Raw genomic sequence first — 20,389 nt, 5'->3', positions numbered from 1 at the left:
TCTGAATTCATAGGAGAACTATCATGCAAATCATTAAAAAAATCGCCGCTACCACTTCCGTTGCCGCCCTGCTGCTGAGCCTGACGGCTTGCGCCAACATGTCCGGCCAGGATAAAAACACAGCCATCGGCGCTGGCGTCGGCGCCGTTGCCGGTTCCGTGCTGACCGGCGGCAGCGCTGTCGGCGCAGTCGGCGGCGCCGCTGTCGGCGGCGTGATCGGTAACCAGGTCAAGCCGAAGTAATTTATTGCTCAAGAAAGCGGGGTGGGTGCGCAGGCGCCCGCCCCGCTTTTTTGCGTCTGCGGCACAAGGATAAAAGCAGGCGGGATGAAGGCAAGCCTGATGCAAGGCAAGCGAGGAAAGTCAGACGAAGACGTTGGCCATGCCGATGGTGCCGCTGTCCTTGACCAGCTCGTAACAGCGGCAGGAGACAGCTTCCAGGCCGGCGGAATCAAGGATTTCGATATTGCCGCGGCTGTAAGTGATGAGTTTTTGCTGTTGCAGCGCGCTCGCTGCCTTGGTCACGCCGACCCGCCGCACACCCAGGGTATGGGCGAGGAATTCATGCGTGAGGTGAAATTTTTCGGATTGCAGGCGGTCGCGCGTGATCAGCAGCGAACGGGCCAGGCGCGCCTCGAGCACGTGGAAGCGGCTGCACACGGCAATCTGGATGGCTTGCGCCAGCAGGGTATCCGTGTAGCGGTACAGCAAGCGCTGCAGGGACTCGAGCTGCGCGAACTCGGCGCAGAAATCGGCACGCGCGATGCGGCTGGCCATGCCGGAACGTTGCACCACGGCACGCACTTGCGCCAGCTCATGACCGAGCGCGACGGACGCGCCCAGCACGCCTTCGCGGCCGACCGAGCCCACTTCCAAGGTCATGCGGCCTTCCGCCACGGCCAACAGCGAGATCAGGCAGTCGCGGGGGAAATAAATGTGGCCGATAGGCTGGCCCGGTTCGTACAGCACCTCGCCTACCTCGACCGTGACCGTATCGAACAACGCCGTCAAGTGCCGCAAATCGTGCTCGGGCAGGCTGGCCAGCAAGCGGTTGCCGGCGTCAGGCGCGCCCACGGACGACCCCAGGCCGGATCGGCCTGTATCGCGGGACAGGGTCATGCTGGCGTTCGTTAGTGGCATTGCTTTTCCTTGGTGTCGTTACAACTCGACATAATTTTTACTTAGCCTACGGTGCAGTACCGCCCATGTATGTACGGTGACGCACGGAAGCGAAGCAAGCAGCACAGCACACTGGCAATACACGCGAATCGCACGGATAACACGCACTACCCATTTCATTATTTATAAAAACCAAGGAGCTTTCCATGACCACCACCACCAAATCCCTCCATCCGCTGGTACTTGCCGCCGCCGTCGCCGTCCTGCTGTTCTGCGGTGTGGGCACGGCGGCCCTGATGGGCTGGCTGCCTTCGTCCCAGAGCGACAGCCGGCCACTGGCGGCCGGCACCTCGGCCGAACAGATGGCCAACCTGCAGGCGAACCAGCCGCCAGCGAACCTGCAGCCTGCCGGTGCGCAGCCGCTGGCCGCCCTGCCGCCTCAGCAGCAACAGCAGCAACAGCAGCAGCCAGTGCGCCAGCCGCAGCCCCAGCAGCAACCACAACAGCAATACGCGGCTGCCCCGGCACCGCAAGTGTGCAGCAACTGCGGCGTGATCGAAGCCATCCATGAAGTCAATACACGCGCCGAAGGCAGCGGCGTGGGCGCGGCCGGCGGCGCCGTCGTCGGCGGCTTGCTGGGCAACCAGGTCGGCGGCGGCCACGGCAAGCAGCTGGCCACCGTGCTGGGCGCCGTGGGCGGCGCCGTGGCCGGCAATCAGATCGAAGGCAGCGTGCGCGCCACGCGCAGCTACAACATCGTCGTGCGCCTCGATAACGGCAAGACGCGCACCGTGCACCAGAGCGCCGCGCCGAACTGGCGCCAGGGCGACCGCGTGCGCGTCGTCAACGGCGGCTTGCGCGCCATGGGCTAAGCGGAGCGCGGCGGCGCCGCTGCCGCGATGAGTTGCAAATTCAACACACGCCCGGCCTGTCCGGGCGTTTTCTTTTTGACAATGTTCGTTGGCGTACAGATGAGTTTGCCATCCCGCGAGATGATGCATTCAAGAAAGTTCAACGAATATCTTCAAGGAGGTGCGATGGAAAACGACAAGACAAACAGTCACCGGATCTGGCTCGGCTTTATCGGTGGCGGCATATTGGCCACGGCGCTGGGCTTTTGCGCGCTGGACCTGGCGCCCGTGCAAACAAGCGCGCCCGTGTTTGGCGTCATGCTGCTGTTGACCGGCGGCATGGTCAGCTGCCTGGCCGGCGCCGTCGGCATGGCCGGCATGCTGGCCTGGATACCGGGCATGGCCGATGAACACGCCGACCGCTCCCGCTAGTTGAGCCTTGTGTACGACAGCGTACAGAACACAATGAAAACAAAGTAGACACTTAGTCATGGCATAAGCGTTCAGCGACCCGGTCGCTGCGCAATGACAAAAACTGATGACGGCGCAAGGCCAAGGCAGCCGCCGTCATCCACACATTACTCTCGGAGGACACATCATGCTGTATACAATCGCCGTCGTACTCATTATTCTTTGGCTGCTGGGCCTGGTAACTTCCTATACCATTGGCGGCTTCATCCACATCCTCCTGGTGGTGGCAGTCATCATGATCCTGTTGCGTCTGATCAGCGGGCGCGGTTTATAGAGGCCACTCCATTGGCCAGACAGGGGCGGCGCGCGTGCAAACGGGCGCCGCCCTTTTTCCGCCTTTTGCGTACAGCGTGCGCGCACTGGCACACTGCGGCATTTTGCAGTAACGTGTGCAGGTAATTCCTGGGTATGTCCCAATAACAAAACAAGGAGAAAATCCATGAAAGAAGCATTCAAAAAAGGCCCTGGCGCCACATCCCTGATCGGCATGCTGGTGATCGCACTGGCCGCCACCGGCTGCGCGGATATGTCCTCGACGCAACGTGGCACGGCCACGGGCGCCGGCATCGGCGCGGGCCTGGGCGCCTTGATCGGCGGCACCACCGGTGGCGGCAGCAGCGGCCGCACGGCCGGCGGCGCGCTGATCGGTGCCGCAGCTGGCGCCGTGGTCGGCAATATCTGGTCGAACCGCATGGAAAACCAGAAGCGCGCGATGGAGCAAGCGACACAGGGCACAGGCGTGCAAGTGTCGCAAACGGCCGATAACCGCCTGAAAATGGAAATCCCGAGCGACATTTCCTTCGATACCAACCGCGCCGACATCAAGGGCAACTTCCGCCCCATCCTCGACCGCTTTGCCGCCACCCTGAACGAAAACCCGAACACCACGGTCAGCATCATCGGCCATACGGACAGCACGGGCAGCGATTCCATCAACGAACCGCTGTCGGTGGAACGCGCGGCCCACACGCGCGACTACCTGGCCATGCGCGGCGTCTCGCCGACGCGCGTCGTCACGGAAGGCCGCGGCGCCCGCGAGCCGATCGCCTCGAATGCGGATGCGGCCGGACGCGCACGCAATCGCCGCGTCGAAATCTACGTAGCCGAGCTAGCCCCACGGGGGTAACACCGAACCAAACCTACTGCGCGTCGGTATAGGCGGCCTGCGATGCTCACCGTACCAGAGTACGGTTGCGCTTCTCGGCCACCTCTCCCTTCCGCTCGCTACGGTTTTGTTCGGTGTCGGGACGTTGACATCAAAATCAAGATCGTAAAAAAAACCCGCCGGCAAGGTCACTTGCCAACGGGTTTTTTTCCATTTAAAGCAGCTTATTTTGAAGTAGCTTATTTCGACGTCGTTGCCTTGGCGCCGCTGTCGCCCTCTTTCGCCACCTTGGCAAAGTCGCCCGCCGTCACGATCGAGACGGCCGATGGCTTCAGGTACTCGCGCAGGCCCTGGTTCACTTGCGCCAGTGTCAAGGCGGCCACTTTCGCTTCCAGGTCCTTGTCGTAAGCCATGGTACGGTCTTGCGCCAGGTAGCTGGCGAGGCCGCTGGCCAGAGCGCTGTCCTGCGTGCGGCTTACTTCTTCCGATTGCAGCCAGCCCTTTTTCGCCTCGGCCAGTTCCGCTTCCGAGAACCCGTCGGCCAGCGCTTTGGCGATTTCCTCGCGCAGGGCCGCTTCCACCTTGACCGTGTTTTGCGGCGCGCTGATGGCATACGCCATCCAGTAGCCGGCCGGTTCGCGCGACGGCACGCTCACTTGCGAACCGACGCCGTACGACAGGCCTTCCTTCTGGCGGATGCGGTCGGCCAGGCGGCTGCGCAAGGCGCCGCCACCGAGCATGTGATTGGCGATCAGCAAGGCCGGATAGCTGGCGGCGTCATCCTTGAGCGGAATTGGCTGGATGGCGAACAGCACGCTGTTGGCCTTGTCCGGCGTTTCCAGCGTGACTTTCTCGCCGCTCACAGACTTGACGGCGTCGGGAATGCGCACATACGGCTGCTGCGTCTTCCAGCTGCCGTACAGGCTGGCCACTTGCGCCTTCAGCGCGGCCGGGTCGAAGTCGCCCACGGCGGCAAACGTGGCGTTCGACGCGCCATAATAGGCGCCATGGAAGGCTTTCACATCGGCAACCTTGATGGCTTTCCATTGCGCCAGTTCAAGCGGCAAGGTGGCCACGTGGCGCACATGGCCTTCCGGCGTGGCGTCGAGCAGGCGGCGGAAGGCGTTCACGGCCAGCGGTTGCGGCTCAGGCAATTCCTGCTCGGCGCGGCCCACGCGCTCGCGCTGCAATTCCAGGAATTCCGTTTCGTTCAAAGCCGGCTTTTGCAGCACTTGCGCCAGCAGGTCCATGGCGGCCGGCAAGTTCTCGCGCTTGCCCGTCAGCATGGCGGTCACGCCTTCGGCGCCGCCGGAGATGGCCACTTGCATGCCCAGCTGGTCGAACTTGTCCTTTACTTCCTGGCGCGACAGCTTATCCGTGCCGCGCGACAACAGACTGGCCGTGTAGCTGCCCACTTGCCCCTTGCCGCGCAGGCTCTCTTCGCTGCCTAGCTGCAGTTTCAACACGACGCTGACGGTATTGCCCTTGGTTTTCTTCGGCAGCAAGGCGCCCTTCAAGCCGTTCGGCAAGGTGAAGCGCGTGGTGCGCGCTTCGATATTGTCGGGGCTGGGGTCGAACGCTTCGCCCTGCGCCACCACGGCGCGGCCCGTGTAGCCGGCCAGTTGCGGCGCCACGTCGGCATAGGCCGGCACGACGGTGCGGTCCGGCGCATCCGTGGGGATGAAGCGGCCCAGGGTGCGGTTCGAGCTCTTCAGGTATTTCTCGGCCGCCGCCTGCACCTGCGCCGTCGTCAGCTTGTCGAGCTGGTCGCGCTGCAGGAAGAACAGACGCCAGTCGCCGGCCGCCAGCGACTCCGTCAGGGCGATCGTCATGCGCGCCGTATTCGACGTGATCAGTTCGACCTGCTTGTTCAGCTGCTGTTTCACGCGCGCCACTTCCGCATCCGTGACCGGCTGCGATTTCAGTTCTTCCAGCACTTTCAGCATGGCCGCTTGCGCCGCGTCGAGGTTGCCATCGACGGGCACCAGGGCGCCGAACAGGTTGTAGCCCGGCTCCAGATTGCTCACCGAGTTGTATTCGATCTTGCTGGCCAGCTTGGTTTCCACCAGCGCCTTGTGCAGGCGGCCGGCGGGCGCGTCCGTCAGCACGTGACCGAGCACCTCGATGGCGACAGCGTCCGGGTTGCCGGACGGCGCCACGTGGTAGCCGGCGCCGACGAACTGCGTGCCGCCGCTGCGGCGCACCGTCACGGCGCGCTCGCCATCCTGCACGGGCTCGGCCGTGTAGGTCGGTTCGATCACGCGCGTCGGTTTCGGGATCTTGCCGAACAGTTCATTGATCTGCTTCAACACCTTCGCTTCATCGAAGCGGCCCGCCACCATCAGCACGGCGTTATCCGGCTGATAATATTTATGGTAGAACGCGCGCAGGCGGGGAATGTTGACCTGTTCGATGTCGGAACGGGCGCCGATGGTCGACTTGCCGTAGTTGTGCCAGTCGTAGGCAACAGCCTGGATGCGTTCGCTGGTCACGCCGATCGGGTCGCTCTCGCCCATTTCGAACTCGTTGCGCACGACCGTCATTTCGCCCTTCTGCGTCTTCGGATTCCACAGATCGTTCTGGTCGATGGCCGCGTTGACCATGCGGTCCGCTTCCATGGCCAGCATCTGGCGCAGGTTGTCGTCGTTGGCGGGGAAGGTGGCGTAGTAATTGGTGCGGTCGTACCAGGTGGTGCCGTTGAAATCGGCTCCTGTCGAGTTCAGGATCTCGACAGGGGTTTTCGTGCCCTTCCTGACGCCGAAGTTGGCGCTGGGCTTGAACAGCAAGTGCTCGAGCAAGTGGGCCATGCCCGTTTCGCCGTAGTTTTCATGGCGCGAACCGACCAGGTAGACGATGTTGGTAGTCAGGGTCGGCTTGCTGGCGTCCGGGAACAGCAGCACGCGCAAGCCATTGGCCAGGCGGTATTCGGTGATGCCTTCGACGGACGTGACTTTGACGGCGGCGGCACGGTTCGATGCGGCCTTGCCGGTTTTCTGAATCGGCGCGGCTTCGACCGGGGTGGCGGCCAGGATGAACGACGGCGAGAGGATGCCGGCGGCAAGCAGGAGGGCGGTAATTGGTTTCAAATCGGAGTCCTGGTAGCACTACGTTATTAGACAAGCGCAAAAGCGGGCGCAATGGAATACGAATGCAAGAATTGCCATGGACCCGCGCTGCGTCTTCGCTGCCCAGGGAAATCATTGCTCTCGCAATTTACGTCATGCTTGTCAGTTACGCAAGTGCCTGTCATCGGGCTGTTATGTGCGCGTGTTATACTCCACGGTTCCGGAACTATCTGCCTGTATATGAGACGAGCTCTCGTCCTGCTCTGCCTTTTTGTCTTCATTGCCTTACCCCAGGCGTTCGCCAGCATGGCTGACGCCAGCCCTTCCCCATTCCAGCATGCAGTCGCGGCCGGCACTACTGCCACGCCTGCCTTCGTCGCCGATTGCCTTGACCCCGGCGCCCATGCGGGCTTGACCGGCGACAGCTGCGACGCCGACGAATGCGACAACGACCCCATCACGCTATACCCGACCTCGCGCCAGGGGGCGCCGTTTTGCGCCATCATTTGGCAAGCGGGACCGGGGGCACTTGCCGAAGCGGACGCGCGGCAGGCCACCCGGCCGCCGCGCGTCCGCCGCTACATCACGCACTCGCAACACGATTCCCTGGGGCACTGGCCGCCAGGCAAGCTTGATACTTACTGACTTTACAAGGTTACACACATGGAATGGTTATTTGACCCGACAATCTGGGTCGGCCTGCTGACGCTGGTCGTACTGGAAATCGTACTGGGTATCGACAACCTGATTTTCATCGCCATCCTGGCCGAAAAGCTGCCGCCGCACCAGCGCGACAAGGCCAGGGTGCTGGGCCTGACCCTGGCCCTCGTCATGCGGCTGGGCCTGCTCTCGCTGATTTCCTGGCTGGTCACCCTGACGACGCCCTTGTTTTCCATATGGGCCTTCTCGTTTTCGGGGCGCGACCTGATCCTGCTCATCGGCGGCCTGTTCCTGCTGTTCAAGGCCACCAGCGAGCTGCACGAGCGCCTCGAAGGCGTCACGCATGCGCAGACGGGACCGAAAGTCTACGCCGGCTTCGGCCTCGTGGTGGCGCAGATCGTCGTGCTCGACGCCGTCTTTTCGCTCGACGCCGTCATCACGGCCGTCGGCATGGTGGAAAACCTGTACGTGATGATGGCGGCCGTCGTCATTTCCATCGTCGTCATGATGCTGGCCTCAAAGGTGCTGACGCGCTTCGTCAACGCCCATCCCACCGTCGTCGTGCTGTGCCTGAGCTTTTTGCTGATGATCGGCCTGTCCCTGGTGGCCGAAGGCCTGGGCTTCCACATTCCGAAAGGCTATCTGTACGCCGCCATCGGTTTCTCGATCGTCATCGAGTTCTTCAACCAGCTGGCGCGCCGCAACTTCCTCAAGCTGCAGTCGAATGCGCCACTGCGCGACCGCACGGCACAAGCCGTGCTGAGCCTGCTGGGCGGGCGCAAGGGCCGCGAAGCCGTGGAAGAGCACGAAGTCAAGGAATTGCCCGACGTCTCCGCCTTCGGCGTGGAAGAGCGCAACATGGTCAGCGGCGTGCTGACCCTGGCCGAACGCTCGATCCGTTCCGTGATGACGCCGCGCGGCGACGTCTCCTGGGTCAACCTGAACGACAGCAGCGACAAAATGCTGCAACTGCTGCGCGACACGCCGCACAGCATGATTCCTGTCTGTAATGATGACCTCGACAATGTGGTCGGCATCGCGCGCAGCAAGGACCTGATCGAGGACCTCGTCTCGCGCGGCAAGATCGACCCGGCCAGCATGCGCGAAGCCGTCGTCGTGCCGGAAGCGGCCGGCGTGCTGAAAGCCATGGAGACCCTGAAGCGCTCGCGCGGCCAGCTGGTGCTGGTGGTAGACGAGTTCGGCACCGTGCAAGGCGTGCTCACGCCGATCGATATCCTGGAAGCCATCGCCGGCGAATTCCCCGACGAGGACGAGCAGCCGGACGTGGAAGTGCTCGGTCCCGGCCACTGGCGCATCGACGGCGCGACGGACCTGCATTACCTGGAGCAAGTATTCGAGACGGAAACCCTGGTCAGCGAAGACGGCGAGTACAACTCGCTGGCCGGCTTCCTGCTGGCGCATTTCGAAAACATGCCGGCCGTGGGCGAAGTGCTGGAACTCGACGATCTGCGCTATGAAATCCTCGAGGCCGACGAGCGCCGCATCGCCAGCGTGGACGTGCGCCGCATCGAGCCCGATCACAGTTTGTAACACAATGGCAAGCGTGCCCCGCTTGCCATGCCGTATGCTGGGGTCTGCCTTTTCCGGAGACGCCCACATGAAACATTCTTTGCTACGCCTGACCCTGCTCGCCTGCGCCGCCTTCGGCAGCCAGGCCATGGCCGCCGCGCCATCGGCCACCATCAAGCCTGGCCTGTGGCAAGTCGACAGCAAGATGGCGTCGCCCGACGCCGCCACCGACAACGCCATGTCCATGGTGCTGCAGCAACTGGGCAACCTTCCTCCCGATCAACGCAAGCAGCTGGAAAACATGGCGGCCAGCCGCGGCATGGCCATGCCCACCGTGGGCGCCGACGGCGCCGTGCGCGTGACGGCGTGCGTGACGCCGGACATGGCGGCGCGCAAGCAGATTCCCACGGGCCAGCCCGGCGATTGCACCTCGAAGAACAAGGACATCGCGGGCGGCATGCAGGTGTCGTTCACGTGCGCGAATCCGAAATCGAGCGGCGAAGGCAAGGTGCGCTTCAGTGGCGACCAGGCGTTCAGCATGCAGCTGGCCGTGACGACGAGCGCGCGCGGTACGCCGGAACAGGTGAATGTGACGAGCAACGGCAAGTGGCTGGGAGCAACGTGCCCTGCCCCGTCCGCCGCCGCTCAGAAACCGTGACGGAAGCCCATATTAAAAGCGGCGTCGCCGCGTCCCGCATCGCTGGCATTGCCCACCGTGTAGCGGGCGCCGTTCTTGTTGTGGATCTTCGCGTAGGACGCGTAGAAATCGCTGCGTTTTGACAGGGAATACGTGAGGCCGACGGCCACCTGATTGGCGTCGCGGTTGGCCAGGTCGCGGTCATCCTTGCGCACGTACGAGGCCAGCAGCTTGAAACCGCCCACGGGCACGGACACGCCCAGCAGAGTGTCGCGGCTGTCCGACGACGACATCGACAGGGCCAGCGAGCTGTAGGCATTGTTCGGGTCCCACGGCGAGCTGCCATAGCCCTTGTTCACGCCCACGGCGGCAAAGGCGGTGGCCACTTTCAGGTCGATGTTCGCCGCGATCAGGGTGTTGCGCGACGACATGTCGATGGCGGGCAAGGTGCCGGAGGCGAGGATGAAGTTGTTCTTGCGCTGGTGCGACACGCTGACATTCACGGCGCCGGACGAATAGCCGAGGGTGGCGCCATACGCGCGGTTGTTGGCGCTGCTGTAAGGCGACTCGCCGAAGCTGTAGATGGCGCTGGCCGTCACGCCGCGCAAGGCGGGCGTCACGTATTTGACGGTATTGTCGTAGCGTTTCACGCTGTAGCCGGCCAGGTTGCTGGCGCTGCCGGCCATGCCGCCCTTGAACGGGTCGGCCACGTCGGTGAGCGCCAGGTATTGCAGGTTGTACTGGCGCCCCAAGGTCAGCGCGCCCAGGCGGCTGTCCAGGCCCACGTAGGCTTGCCGGCCGAACAGGCGGCCCTCGTCCGACTGGCCCGTGTCGTTCTGGACGCCCGCTTCCAGGGTAAACACGGCGGAAACGTCGTTGCCCAGCGCTTCGCGCCCCTGCACGCCCAGGCGCGAGCCGGAGGCGACGCCGCCGGACACCTTGGTGCCGGCGCAACCGGCGGCGCAGCCCCGCTCGGCCACGATGCCCGCGTCGAGCACGCCGTACACGGCAACGTTGGTGGATGCGGCACTGCCCGCGCCATCGGCAGCCTGGGCCGTCGCGCCCAGCGCGAAAGGCCCCATCCCAATCACAGCAAGCGCAAAATACGAGGTCTTCATGATAAATATCTCGGTGACGTGAAAAGTAAACTACCCGGTATTGATCAGGACATGCGCTGTGTGTCTGATCCAAGTGTTACCTTATCCTCGCTTTTTGTCCAGCCATCCGTGCGTTGTACAACAGAAACTTCAGCTTAGTCCCAAGAAACACGTCGCACACTGACAACACGCAAGATTGACCATGATTGTGGCAATATGCGGCAAAATGGCGTGAATTGCAGGCCCTGCCGTAAAGCAATGTTCGGTGGCGAACGTTGCGCGATCTGACGCAGGCGGTACACTACTGGTTTTACCGACAGCGGCTCGCCCGTTTTTTCTGCATGCTAGCTATCCTCGAACGCATTGACCCCAACTCCAGCAATATCGACTTGCTGGTGGAATTATTCAACTCATTGCGTCCCAAGCGCCCCCACGACAGCGCTACCGCGATCGCCAACGTGCGCACCCTGCGCCAGCTTCTCAAAGGTAACCCCGCCCAGGCGCGCGCCCTGCACGAATACGTGCTGCGCGTGCTGGCCGCGCGCCGCCACGCCAGCCTGTACACGGATATCGGCGTGCTGTCGAACAGCGGTTTCTTTACAGAATTAAAACGCCGCATCGCCTACCGCATGCTGCCGCCCGCCCTTGGCGATGAATACCTGAACGACGCGCTCGACCAGGTGCTGTACCTGAAGACCGATTATTTGTGGATCAGCAACGTGCCCGCCACGGACTGGCTGGAACTGTTCGACGTGCTCACCAGCGACGAGGTCGAACTGGCCGTCGGCGACGGCAATATCATGCTGCCAGGCATGCTCGACGCCATCCGCACCCTGTCCTACCGCGTCTGCGCCATGGGCCTGGAACCGGAACTGACGCGTTTCCACAATGAAATCGAAGTGTTCCAGTCGCCGTTCATGGTGCAGAACACGGAAGTGAACGCCTACCTGGATGCCTACTCGAGCCTGCTGCAAGGCGACATCGAGCACATCGAGGACGCGCGCCATTTGCTGGTGATGCTCGACCAGTGCGACGCCGTCATCGCCAAGATCCGCAAGAAGGCGCTGTACCAGGGCACCAGCATTCCCCTCACGTATTTACTGGTGGCGCTGGCGCAGAGCATCGACCGCCTGCGCAAGCTGCTGTTCCTCGTCGACACGAGCGGCGAGCTGCCCGCATCGAACAACGTGGACATTAACGCCATCACGGTCGACGCCACGCAGGACTTGCTGCACCCGCAGCCCGTCAGCCGCCGCCGCGCGGGCGCCGTGGGGCTGGCGCTGGAACTGATACGCGCGCACAACCACAAATACAAGGTCAGCGACCTGTTTTCCGACAATATCAACTTGCTGGCGCGCAATGTGACGGAAAACGCCAGCCGCACGGGCGAGCACTACATCGCGGAAAACCGCCGCGAAATGGGCGCCATGTTCCTCTCGTCCGCAGGCGCGGGCGTGATCATCGGCTTCATGGCCCTGTTCAAGATATTGATGTCGTATTTGCGCTCGGCGCCGCTGGTCGAAGCGTTCATGTTCAGCATGAATTACTCGATCGGCTTCATGTTCATCCACTTGCTGCACTTCACGGTGGCCACCAAGCAGCCGGCCATGACGGCCTCACGCATCGCCGCCGGCCTGCACAGCAAGGACGGCCGGAATATCGACCTCGACAGCATGGCGGAACTGATCAACAAGGTCTTCCGCACGCAAAACATGGCCGTGCTGGGCAACCTGGCGACGGCCATCCCCACGGCGTGGCTGATCGCGCTCGGCTACAAGGCGATCACGGGGCACAACCTGGTATCGCCGGAAAAAGCCATGCATCTGCTGCACGATATCGATCCCATCGGCAGCCCCGCCATCTTCTACGCCATGATCGCGGGCGTGTGCCTGTTCGTGGCGGGCCTGATTTCCGGCTACTACGATAACCAGGCCCTGTACACGCGCTGGGCGCAGCGCATCGCGCAATTGCGCGGCCTGGGCCGGGTGATCGGCCAGGAGCGCTTGCAGCGGCTGGGCCTGTACCTGGAAAACAACCTGGGCGGCCTGATGGGTAACTTCTATTTCGGTATTTTGCTGGGCTCCATCGGCACCCTCGGCTTTTTGATCGGCCTGCCCATCGATATCCGCCACATCACCTTCTCGGCCGCCAACTTTGCGACAGCCCTGGTGGGACTCGACCACAACATGAGCTGGCAACTGGCCGTCAAGTCGCTGTCGGGCATCTTCGCCATCGGCACGGCCAACCTGCTGGTCAGCTTCGGCCTGGCCCTGTGGGTAGCCCTGCGTTCGCGCCAGGTGCGCTTCAAGCACGGCATGCAATTGTTGAAAATCCTGGGCAAGCGTTTCCTGCGCTCGCCCATCGTCTTCTTCTTTGGTTCGAAAAACCCGCCGCCACTGGCGCTGGCCGATGATACGGCAAACCTGTCACTGACAAACAAGGCTCAAAAATGACCGCTAGGCGCATGCAACCCTGTCTCACCGCCCTCCTGCTGTGCTGGACCCTGGCTGCATGCGCTTCGCTGCCCAATGTCAAGAACCTCAACACCACCCTGGAACCCGTAGCCAAGCCCAAGGTGATCACGGGCAAGGGCGCCGTGCTGAACGTCAACAGCCGGGCCGCCCTGCTCAACAAACGCTGGGCCAAGTCCGGCATGGACTTGAAGACCCAGGCCGCGCTGGAAGAGGCGGCAACGGGCGTGCCTCTGATCAAGGGCAACAAGGTAACCCTGCTGTTTGACGGCCCGCAAACCATGGCCGCCATGTTCCAGGCCATCAGCGACGCCAAGACCAGCATCAACCTGGAAACGTACATCTTCGACCAGGACCCGCTGGGCCTGAAGTTCGCCGACATGCTGATCGAAAAGCAGCAATCGGGCGTGACGGTCAACGTCATCTACGACAGCGTGGGCACCATCGGCGTGCCGCAAGCGTTTTTTGAGCGCATGCGCGCGGCCGGCGTGCGCCTGGTGGCCTTCAACCCCGTCAATCCGGCCAAGCTCAAGGGCGACGACTGGAAGATCAACAACCGCGACCACCGCAAGGTGCTGATCGTCGACGGCAAGACAGCGTTTACGGGCGGCATCAATATCAGCGATACCTATGCGAAAAGCTCGCTGTTCCGCTCGAAATCAAAGCCCACCGACAAGAAGGACGTGGGCTGGCGCGACACGCACATGAAAGTGGAAGGCCCGGCCGTGGCCGCCTTCCAGTGGCTGTTCATCCGCACCTGGGCCCAGCAAGACCAGACTGACTTGCCGGACGCCAATTATTTCCCCGTGCTGTCCGAAGTGGGCGACAAGCTGGTGCGCGTGGTGGCCAGCGAGCCGGAAGGCGGCTTTGAAATCTACAAGGCGTATATCCTGGCCATCCAGGAAGCAAAGAAATCGATCCACATCACGTCCGCCTATTTCGTGCCCGACCAGCAGACGGTCGACGCGCTGGTCGCGGCCGCCAAGCGGGGCGTAGACGTCACCGTGGTGCTGCCCGGCGTGTCCGACAGCGGCCTCGTGTTCCATGCGGGACACGCGCTGTACGACCAGCTGCTGGCCGGCGGCATCCGCATCTTCCACTTGAAACTGGCCGTGCTGCACGCCAAGACGGCCGTCATCGACGGCGCCTGGTCGACGGTCGGCTCGACCAACATCGACATGCGCAGCTTCCTGCACAACAGCGAGCTGAACGTGATCGTGCTGGGCGACAGCTTCGGCCGGGAAATGGAAAACGCCTTCCAGGAAGACTTGCGCGACTCGGAAGAGATCACCAAGGCGAAATGGGAAACCCGGCCCATCTCCGACCGCATGAAGGAATGGGCGGCCCGTTTCATGAATTACTGGTTATAAGCACCGATCAGGCGACTGGATATTTGCACAAATATGCACTATATTGCACCAATAGTATGACGATCGTCGTACTGCTCATATCTGGAGTGAACCATCATGGGAACCGTGCGCAAGACCATTACCTTGACGGACCAGCAGGACGACTGGATCAAGGCGCAAATTGACGCCGGGCGCTATACGAACGACAGCGAATACATCCGCGACCTGATCCGGCGTGAACAGGAACGCAGCGCCGAACTCGATGCGATCCGCGCGGCGCTGGTGGAAGGCGAGGCCAGCGGCGAACCCCAGCCTTTCGACGCCAGGGCTTTCAAGCAGAGAATGCTGGCAGCGCATGGCTGAATACCGGCTGACGCCCGCCGCCGAGCATGATCTTGAGGCGATCTGGGCGTATACGTCGCAGCGCTGGAACGTGCATCAGGCCAGTCTTTATCTTGACAACATGACGGCAACCTTCGATGACCTGGCACGCGCACCCGAGACGGCACCGGCATGCGAGCAGATTCGGCCCGGCTACCGGCGCCGCAAAGTCGGACGGCACATGATTTATTTACGCATCACTCACTATGGCATTGCCATCGTCCGCATTTTGCATGACCGCATGGATGCGGCACGCCATCTGTAATTAAAACATCACCGATCACAGCGGCCGCAAGCTGGCCCACACGCCGCCCTGGCGTTCGAACGCTTCCGTGCTGACCTTTTCAAACTCGGCGCTGTCTTCATTCCAGCTGTAGCGCTCGACCCGGATGCAACTGTTTTCCACGCGCAGCACATTGAAGGAGTTCGACTCGCCCCTGCCCCGCGTGGACGTGGCCGTGCCCGCCTGCACCATCAGGGCCGCGTAGCCGGCGATCTTGTAGCGCTCGGCAGTATTGCCCGCCACGCTGGCATGCAAGTGTCCCGCCAGCAATAAATCCACGCCGCATTCGGAAAACATCTGCAGCGCCTGCGGCGCGCGGTCCACCAGATCGTCTTCATCGAAGTGCTCGGGCAAGTCGAATGGATGGTGCGTGACGATGATGCGCGTCAAACCGGGCGGCAAGCGGCCCAGGCGTTCACGCAGGAAATCGATCTGCTCGTGGCTGATGCGGCCATCCTTGAACGTCAATGAACGGGCCGTGTTGATACCCAGCACGGCAATTTCCTCGTCCACATATTCGGGCGACAAATCGTCCGTCACGTGGCGCCGGTACTTCACCAGCGGCGTCAGGAAACGGGAAAAGACGTTATACAGCGGCACGTCATGGTTGCCCGGCACCACGATCTGCGGGCCCGGCAAGCTGTCGAGAAAGTGCCGCGCCGCCTGGAACTGGGCGCTGCGGGCCCGCTGGGTGAGGTCGCCCGAGACCACCACCACATCCGGTTCCAGGCGCTCGACCAGCGCGCGCAAGGGCGCCAGCAAATCCCCGTCGACCCGGCCGAAATGCAAATCCGATAAATGCACGATGGTACGCATGGCGTTCTCCTAGCTGGCGGCGGGCACGGACGCCGGCACGATCACTTCGAGCGCGGCCGTGCGGATGCGGTAGCGCAGCGGCGTATTCATGACGGTCACTTCGCCATCGGTGGCCACGCGCAGGCGGCGGTGTTTCGTGGCGATCTCCAGGTCGGTGGCCGTCAGCACATCGAAATCCTTAGCCTGCGACAACTTGCCGAACAGCGCGTGCAGGGCCAGGCGCACGAGGCCCAGGCGGCCCGGACGCTGCGCCACGTACAGGCTCAGCTGGCCACCGTTGAGGCGTTCGCGCTCGCCGATATTCAAGCCTTCCATCCGGTATTCATTATTGCCGATGAAGACGAAGGGCGTGCGCCGCGCATGCACGGCGTCGTTGAGTTTCAATTGCACGCTGAGAAACGGATAGCGGCGCAAGGCGGCCACCAGCGCCCAGCTGAAGGCCAGCCACTTGCCCCGTCCCAGGCGGCGCTGCTGCTTTTCGCGGTCGCGCACGATATCGGGATACAGGCCCAGGCTGGAATTGTTCAGGAAGATGCGGCCATTGACTTCGCCCACGTCGACCTGGTGCGGCACGCCCTGCGCCACGTTGGCAATCGCCGCATCGAGGTCAAGCGGGATATTCAAATCCTTGGCGAAATGGTTCAAGGTGCCTAGCGGCAGGACGCCAAACGGCGTGCCGCTGCCGACGACGACGGACGCGACGGCATTGATGGTGCCGTCGCCGCCGCCGGCCACGACGATGGGCGCGCCATCGCGCAAGGCTTGCTCGGCAGTGGCGATCATCTCGGCCCCGCTTTGCGCCAGGGTGATGGCGGCGTCGAGGCCCACGGCCAGGAATTGCGCTTCGAGCTGCTGCGCCCAGTCCGGCGCATAGCCGCAGCCGGCGCCCGCGTTGATGATGACGGCGATTTTGCTCAGGATCGTTCCCCTTATGTGGTTTGCCGGATGTGCCGGCGGCGGCGCAGGGTCGACACGCCGGCGATACAGATGGCCAGCCAGCCATAGCTTTCCGCCATGGCCGCCAGCACATCGCTCAGGTAATGTGCGCCCAAATAAATGCGGCTGAAGCCCACGAGCGACGCCATCAGGAATGCGCCCAGCGCGATGCCGATGCGCTTGCCCCAGGCGCCCGGCGCCGTCTGGCAAATCAGGTAGGCGGCCAGCAAGCCGTACAGGGCTGTCGAGGTGGCCGTATGGCCGCTGGGAAAGCTGTACGTGCTCAAGGCCGTCTGCAGGATGGGCTCGTCAAAGCTGGGCCGCGCGCGCACAAAAATGTACTTTAACAGCAGGTTCAAAAACATGACGCCCGGCATGGTGATGACCAGGGTAAACAGCCAATAGTCAGCGCCCTTGCGGTGCAGATACCAGCCCAGCAAGACGGCCAGGGTGATGGCGCCGATCACGCCATGCATATGCGTAACGACCAGCAGCACGCTGGTGATCCACGGCACGGCATGCCGGTTGAACCACTGCGCCACCTGCAAGTCGATCACGGTGATCTGCTCCATGCCCATCACGGCTTCGGCGATCTCGTGGAAGACCACGATGGCCACCAGCATCAGCGCCACGCCGACCGTCATATGTAGGCCCAGCTCGCCTTCGGGCGACAGGCGCGCCTCGACGAAGCGGCGCAGTTTCATGGTCCAGCCCGTGGTCACGCCCATGTCATTATTCTCTTGCAAACTGATCTCTCTTTCTTGTTCCTGGCGATGATCAAAAAAACCACACCAGCAAAAAAATACTGTTTATTCATACAGTAGCTGTGTATTCATACAGTAGTTATGCTATTCTGATGACTCGTTCAACACATCTCCCTCAAAGGAATTGTCATGGCAACATTGAATAGCGGTTTTGGCTCACGGTTCGGCCTGGAATACGCCCCAAGCTCTTTCCTCGTCCGCATGGGCAAGCGCGAAATCCTCGTCTGCCGCGACTTCCGCAAGCGCTACTACACCGTCAATCCCTTGATCGAGTGCGGTACGGGCATCGAGCCGGGCTATGTTGAAGTGCTGCTGATGCGCCGTTGGCTCCTCATTTTATCCAAGGCGCATTAAGAATGACTTTAAAACAAGGTGCTTGCACTCTGTTTTGAAGTCTGCTCCGCCCGGCCACGCCGGGAGCGCGCCAGTACCGGCCAGCGGCAACGCTGGCCGACCCCTCATTACTGCGTGCGTTCCTGTGCGGCCGGGCTGGCAGGTGTGTTCGCGCCTGTTTTGACGGGCGCCGCCTTGTCGAACACATTCGCCTCGTACCACAAGGTCACGAACAGCACCATCACGACGGGGCCGATGAACAGGCCCACGAGGCCCAGGGTTTCCACGCCGCCCAAAATGCCGAACAGCACGGCCAGGAAAGGCAAGCGGGTAGCGTTGCCGATCATGCCGGGACGCACGAAGTGATCGGCCACGAACAGCACCACGGTGCCCCATGCGGCCACGCCGATGGCGGCGCCCACATTGCCCTGGAACACCAGCAAAGCGGCCGCGCACAGGTAAGCGAGCGGCGCGCCGAACGGGATGATGGCCAAAATACCGGTGGCGAACGCCCACAGGGCCGGCGACGGCAAGCCGGCAATCGCATAGGCGAAGCCGATCAGCACGCCTTCGGCCAGGCCCACGAGCACCAGGCCATTGACGGTGGCGCGGATGGCCGTGGGGATCTTTTGCGCATAGCGGCCCCAGCGTTCAGGACGCAAAAAATGGCTGCCGACGGCCGTGATCTGGCGCGTCAGCGCTTCGCCATCCTTGTAAAAGAAAAACAGGCATAGAAAGGCCAGGCCGAAATCGACCAGGCGGTGGAAGACGTCCGCGCCCAGCACCTTGAGCATGTCGCGCGCGGAATGAAAACCGCCCACGGCGCTGCCCGCAAAGAAGTGGCCGAGGCCGTGGGGCTGGCTCAGGGTGGCTTGCCACCAGTCGCCGATGGCGCTGCCGGCCAGCGGAATGTGCGCCACCCAGTCCGGCACGGGCAAGCCGTCCGTATTCGCATGGACGACGAAATTGGCCAGCACGGGCACTTCGCGCGCCGCCTGCGCCACGCCGAACAGCACGGGGATGATAAAGATGCAGGCGAACGCCAGGGTCAGCACGGCCGCCGCGATGATGGTGCGCTGGCCCAGTGCCGCGCGCACGCGCAGATACAGGGGCCAGGTGGCCACGCACAGGATGCCGGCCCACACGAGCGGCAAAAAGAAACGCTGCATGACGAAGGCCGTCACGGCGATCAGGGCCAGGGAAAAGCCTGCGCTAACGATGTCGCGCTGGGTATCGGTCATACCACTCCATTCGTGCCCGGCGCCACAGGCCGCCAGTATTCGCTACGCGCCAGTTGCGCAGGCGTAGCGTAACACGGAGCCATGGCGATTTATACGAGGCCCAGCTCCACCGGCTTGACGCCGGCAAACACATGATCGAGTTGCGCCGGCGTCAAACCGAAGGTGCGGCGCAGCAAGCCGCCCAGCACGGCGCGGTATTCATTGAGCACGGGCATGTCGCGGTTCTGGAACAGCGTCGCCTGCGAAATCGCCACCTGCTCACCCGCCACCTGCTTGCCCTTGATGCCGCCGCCGAGCACCCAGAACACGCTGCCGTGGCCATGGTCCGTGCCGCGGTTGCCGTTTTCGCGGAAGGTGCGGCCAAATTCGCTGACGACGACGACGACGGTATTGCGCCACTCGCTGCCCATTTCCTGCGAAAACGCGGCCAGGCCCCGGCCCAGCTCATCGAAGCGCCCCGCCAGGTAGCCATTCGCGCCGCCCTGCCCCACGTGCGTATCCCAGCCGCCCACGTCGACGAAACCGAGGTTGTATTTGTCCTTCATCAAGCGCGCGATGCGCTGCGCTTCCAGTTCAAAGCCCTTGGTACTGATGGCGTTGCGGTTGGCCGCCTGCATTTCTCCCGTCAATTCCCGGCTCACGTCCTCGCGCACGGCAAAGCCCGCGCTGACCGGTTGCTGCAGAGGCGTGCCCTTGTACATCGCCGCGATGAGCTGGCTTTGACGCGCATCGATACCGGACTTGCCCACGGAGCGCAGCCCCATGTTCGGCACTTGCACGTCGCCCTGGAAGATCAGGGGCAGCTGGTCCGTGAAGGAAATGGCGTGCTTGCCGCTATTGAGGCTTTGCGCCAGCCGGTTCAAAAAGCCCGAACGGAAATCGCGGCGCCCGCCCAGTTCCTGCCCCAGTTCGATGCTGTCCTGCGTCTCGAAATGGCTGCGCGTCAAATCCGTCGTGCCGGCAAACGGAATGAAGGCCGCCTCGCCGCCCGTGAACATCGGGTAGATGGTCTCGCGCAAGGCCGGATGCAGGGCCCAGTCGGCGTTCAAGGCCAGCGCGCCGTTGTCCGCACCCGGTTTCGCGATGGCGATATTCGGCCGCGATGCATAATAAAAATCGCTGCCGATGGGCACCAGCAGGTTGTTCGCGTCATAGCCGCCGCGCAGGAAGACGAACAGCAGCTTCGCATTCGTGGCGGGCGCGGCCAGCAAGCTGCCCGCGTGCGACAACAGGGGCGCGGCGGCCAGGGCTTTCAACAGGTCACGACGGTTCATGGCTATC

Annotated in this window: 21 protein-coding genes; 13 read left to right on the top strand and 8 right to left on the bottom strand. The window is 62.8% G+C overall.

Annotated features, from left to right (window positions below):
• The first annotated feature begins 23 nt into the window (after positions 1-23).
• Complete coding sequence (locus tag AC1RBA_RS18245; RefSeq protein WP_034758955.1) at positions 24-242, top strand: YMGG-like glycine zipper-containing protein; 219 nt, start codon at positions 24-26, stop codon at positions 240-242.
• Positions 243-362: 120 nt separating this feature from the next.
• Here the strand turns inward: AC1RBA_RS18245 and AC1RBA_RS18240 are convergent, their stop codons facing one another.
• The gene (locus AC1RBA_RS18240) at positions 363-1,139 is read right to left on the bottom strand and encodes a Crp/Fnr family transcriptional regulator (RefSeq protein ID WP_083293670.1); all 777 of its coding nucleotides are present in this window, start codon (positions 1,137-1,139) and stop codon (positions 363-365) included.
• 185 nt (positions 1,140-1,324) lie between these two features.
• Between AC1RBA_RS18240 and AC1RBA_RS18235 the strand changes: the two genes are divergently transcribed.
• The 4 genes from AC1RBA_RS18235 (at position 1,325) to AC1RBA_RS18220 (ending at position 3,566) form a co-directional block, all read left to right on the top strand.
• Positions 1,325-1,990, top strand: a complete 666-nt coding sequence (locus AC1RBA_RS18235; protein WP_099409907.1) for an outer membrane lipoprotein — start codon at positions 1,325-1,327, stop codon at positions 1,988-1,990.
• 165 nt (positions 1,991-2,155) lie between these two features.
• Positions 2,156-2,401 carry a hypothetical protein gene (locus tag AC1RBA_RS18230; protein WP_070224908.1) on the top strand — a complete coding sequence of 82 codons (246 nt, stop codon included), beginning with the start codon at positions 2,156-2,158 and terminating at the stop codon, positions 2,399-2,401.
• A 166-nt stretch (positions 2,402-2,567) separates the two neighbouring features.
• Complete coding sequence (locus tag AC1RBA_RS18225) at positions 2,568-2,714, top strand: lmo0937 family membrane protein (protein ID WP_121670992.1); 147 nt, start codon at positions 2,568-2,570, stop codon at positions 2,712-2,714.
• Between the two features lie 213 nt (positions 2,715-2,927).
• A complete protein-coding gene (locus tag AC1RBA_RS18220; RefSeq protein WP_436542344.1) occupies positions 2,928-3,566 on the top strand; it encodes a YiaD family glycine zipper/OmpA-like lipoprotein in 639 nt (212 codons plus the stop codon).
• A 218-nt stretch (positions 3,567-3,784) separates the two neighbouring features.
• Here the strand turns inward: AC1RBA_RS18220 and AC1RBA_RS18215 are convergent, their stop codons facing one another.
• Positions 3,785-6,631, bottom strand: coding sequence for a M16 family metallopeptidase (locus tag AC1RBA_RS18215; protein ID WP_492419477.1), 2,847 nt, complete (start codon positions 6,629-6,631; stop codon positions 3,785-3,787).
• Between the two features lie 285 nt (positions 6,632-6,916).
• Between AC1RBA_RS18215 and AC1RBA_RS18210 the strand changes: the two genes are divergently transcribed.
• The 3 genes from AC1RBA_RS18210 to AC1RBA_RS18200 all read left to right on the top strand — a co-directional run bounded on the left by AC1RBA_RS18210 (position 6,917) and on the right by AC1RBA_RS18200 (position 9,458).
• Positions 6,917-7,255, top strand: coding sequence for a hypothetical protein (locus tag AC1RBA_RS18210; RefSeq protein ID WP_492419475.1), 339 nt, complete (start codon positions 6,917-6,919; stop codon positions 7,253-7,255).
• Between the two features lie 18 nt (positions 7,256-7,273).
• Positions 7,274-8,821 carry a TerC family protein gene (locus AC1RBA_RS18205; RefSeq protein WP_070224904.1) on the top strand — a complete coding sequence of 516 codons (1,548 nt, stop codon included), beginning with the start codon at positions 7,274-7,276 and terminating at the stop codon, positions 8,819-8,821.
• Between the two features lie 67 nt (positions 8,822-8,888).
• Positions 8,889-9,458 carry a DUF3617 domain-containing protein gene (locus tag AC1RBA_RS18200; protein ID WP_492419473.1) on the top strand — a complete coding sequence of 190 codons (570 nt, stop codon included), beginning with the start codon at positions 8,889-8,891 and terminating at the stop codon, positions 9,456-9,458.
• On the opposite strand, the gene AC1RBA_RS18195 is transcribed toward AC1RBA_RS18200, so the two are convergent.
• Positions 9,446-10,555 (bottom strand): porin, encoded by a 1,110-nt coding sequence (locus AC1RBA_RS18195; protein WP_070291350.1) that lies wholly within the window; start codon positions 10,553-10,555, stop codon positions 9,446-9,448. The genes AC1RBA_RS18200 and AC1RBA_RS18195 overlap by 13 nt on opposite strands.
• Before the next feature lie 320 nt (positions 10,556-10,875).
• Here AC1RBA_RS18195 and AC1RBA_RS18190 point away from each other — a divergent pair, with 320 nt between their 5' ends.
• The 4 genes from AC1RBA_RS18190 (at position 10,876) to AC1RBA_RS18175 (ending at position 15,000) form a co-directional block, all read left to right on the top strand.
• Entirely contained in the window at positions 10,876-12,987 is a 2,112-nt protein-coding gene (locus AC1RBA_RS18190; RefSeq protein WP_230505890.1) for a site-specific recombinase, read from the top strand.
• 11 nt (positions 12,988-12,998) lie between these two features.
• Complete coding sequence (gene cls, locus AC1RBA_RS18185) at positions 12,999-14,375, top strand: cardiolipin synthase (protein WP_492419470.1); 1,377 nt, start codon at positions 12,999-13,001, stop codon at positions 14,373-14,375.
• Between the two features lie 96 nt (positions 14,376-14,471).
• Positions 14,472-14,717 (top strand): type II toxin-antitoxin system ParD family antitoxin, encoded by a 246-nt coding sequence (locus tag AC1RBA_RS18180; protein ID WP_070224900.1) that lies wholly within the window; start codon positions 14,472-14,474, stop codon positions 14,715-14,717.
• A complete protein-coding gene (locus AC1RBA_RS18175) occupies positions 14,710-15,000 on the top strand; it encodes a type II toxin-antitoxin system RelE/ParE family toxin (RefSeq protein ID WP_492419468.1) in 291 nt (96 codons plus the stop codon). The genes AC1RBA_RS18180 and AC1RBA_RS18175 overlap by 8 nt, the downstream gene beginning before the upstream one ends.
• A 15-nt stretch (positions 15,001-15,015) precedes the next feature.
• Here the strand turns inward: AC1RBA_RS18175 and AC1RBA_RS18170 are convergent, their stop codons facing one another.
• From AC1RBA_RS18170 to AC1RBA_RS18160, 3 genes are read right to left on the bottom strand one after another with little or no spacing between them, the layout of a single operon-like run.
• Positions 15,016-15,834: a metallophosphoesterase family protein gene (locus AC1RBA_RS18170; RefSeq protein ID WP_070224898.1), complete on the bottom strand. Its 819-nt coding sequence runs from the start codon at positions 15,832-15,834 to the stop codon at positions 15,016-15,018.
• A 9-nt stretch (positions 15,835-15,843) separates the two neighbouring features.
• On the bottom strand, positions 15,844-16,752 hold the full coding sequence (locus tag AC1RBA_RS18165; RefSeq protein ID WP_492419611.1) for a diacylglycerol/lipid kinase family protein: 909 nt from the start codon (positions 16,750-16,752) through the stop codon (positions 15,844-15,846).
• A gap of 11 nt (positions 16,753-16,763) precedes the next feature.
• Positions 16,764-17,516 carry a phosphatase PAP2 family protein gene (locus AC1RBA_RS18160; protein WP_343216111.1) on the bottom strand — a complete coding sequence of 251 codons (753 nt, stop codon included), beginning with the start codon at positions 17,514-17,516 and terminating at the stop codon, positions 16,764-16,766.
• Positions 17,517-17,663: 147 nt separating this feature from the next.
• On the opposite strand from AC1RBA_RS18160, the gene AC1RBA_RS18155 reads away from it, so the two are divergent.
• Entirely contained in the window at positions 17,664-17,888 is a 225-nt protein-coding gene (locus AC1RBA_RS18155) for a hypothetical protein (protein WP_010396348.1), read from the top strand.
• Between the two features lie 107 nt (positions 17,889-17,995).
• Here the strand turns inward: AC1RBA_RS18155 and AC1RBA_RS18150 are convergent, their stop codons facing one another.
• Both AC1RBA_RS18150 and AC1RBA_RS18145 read right to left on the bottom strand, forming a co-directional pair.
• Entirely contained in the window at positions 17,996-19,108 is a 1,113-nt protein-coding gene (locus AC1RBA_RS18150; protein ID WP_492419465.1) for an AI-2E family transporter, read from the bottom strand.
• An 89-nt stretch (positions 19,109-19,197) separates the two neighbouring features.
• Complete coding sequence (locus AC1RBA_RS18145) at positions 19,198-20,382, bottom strand: DUF1501 domain-containing protein (protein ID WP_492419463.1); 1,185 nt, start codon at positions 20,380-20,382, stop codon at positions 19,198-19,200.
• Positions 20,383-20,389 lie beyond the last annotated feature (7 nt).

The organism is Janthinobacterium sp. GW823-FHT03B06, from assembly GCF_058796955.1.
The sequence above is the reverse complement of the archived record's forward strand: the minus strand, read 5'-3'. Positions and strand labels throughout refer to the sequence as shown.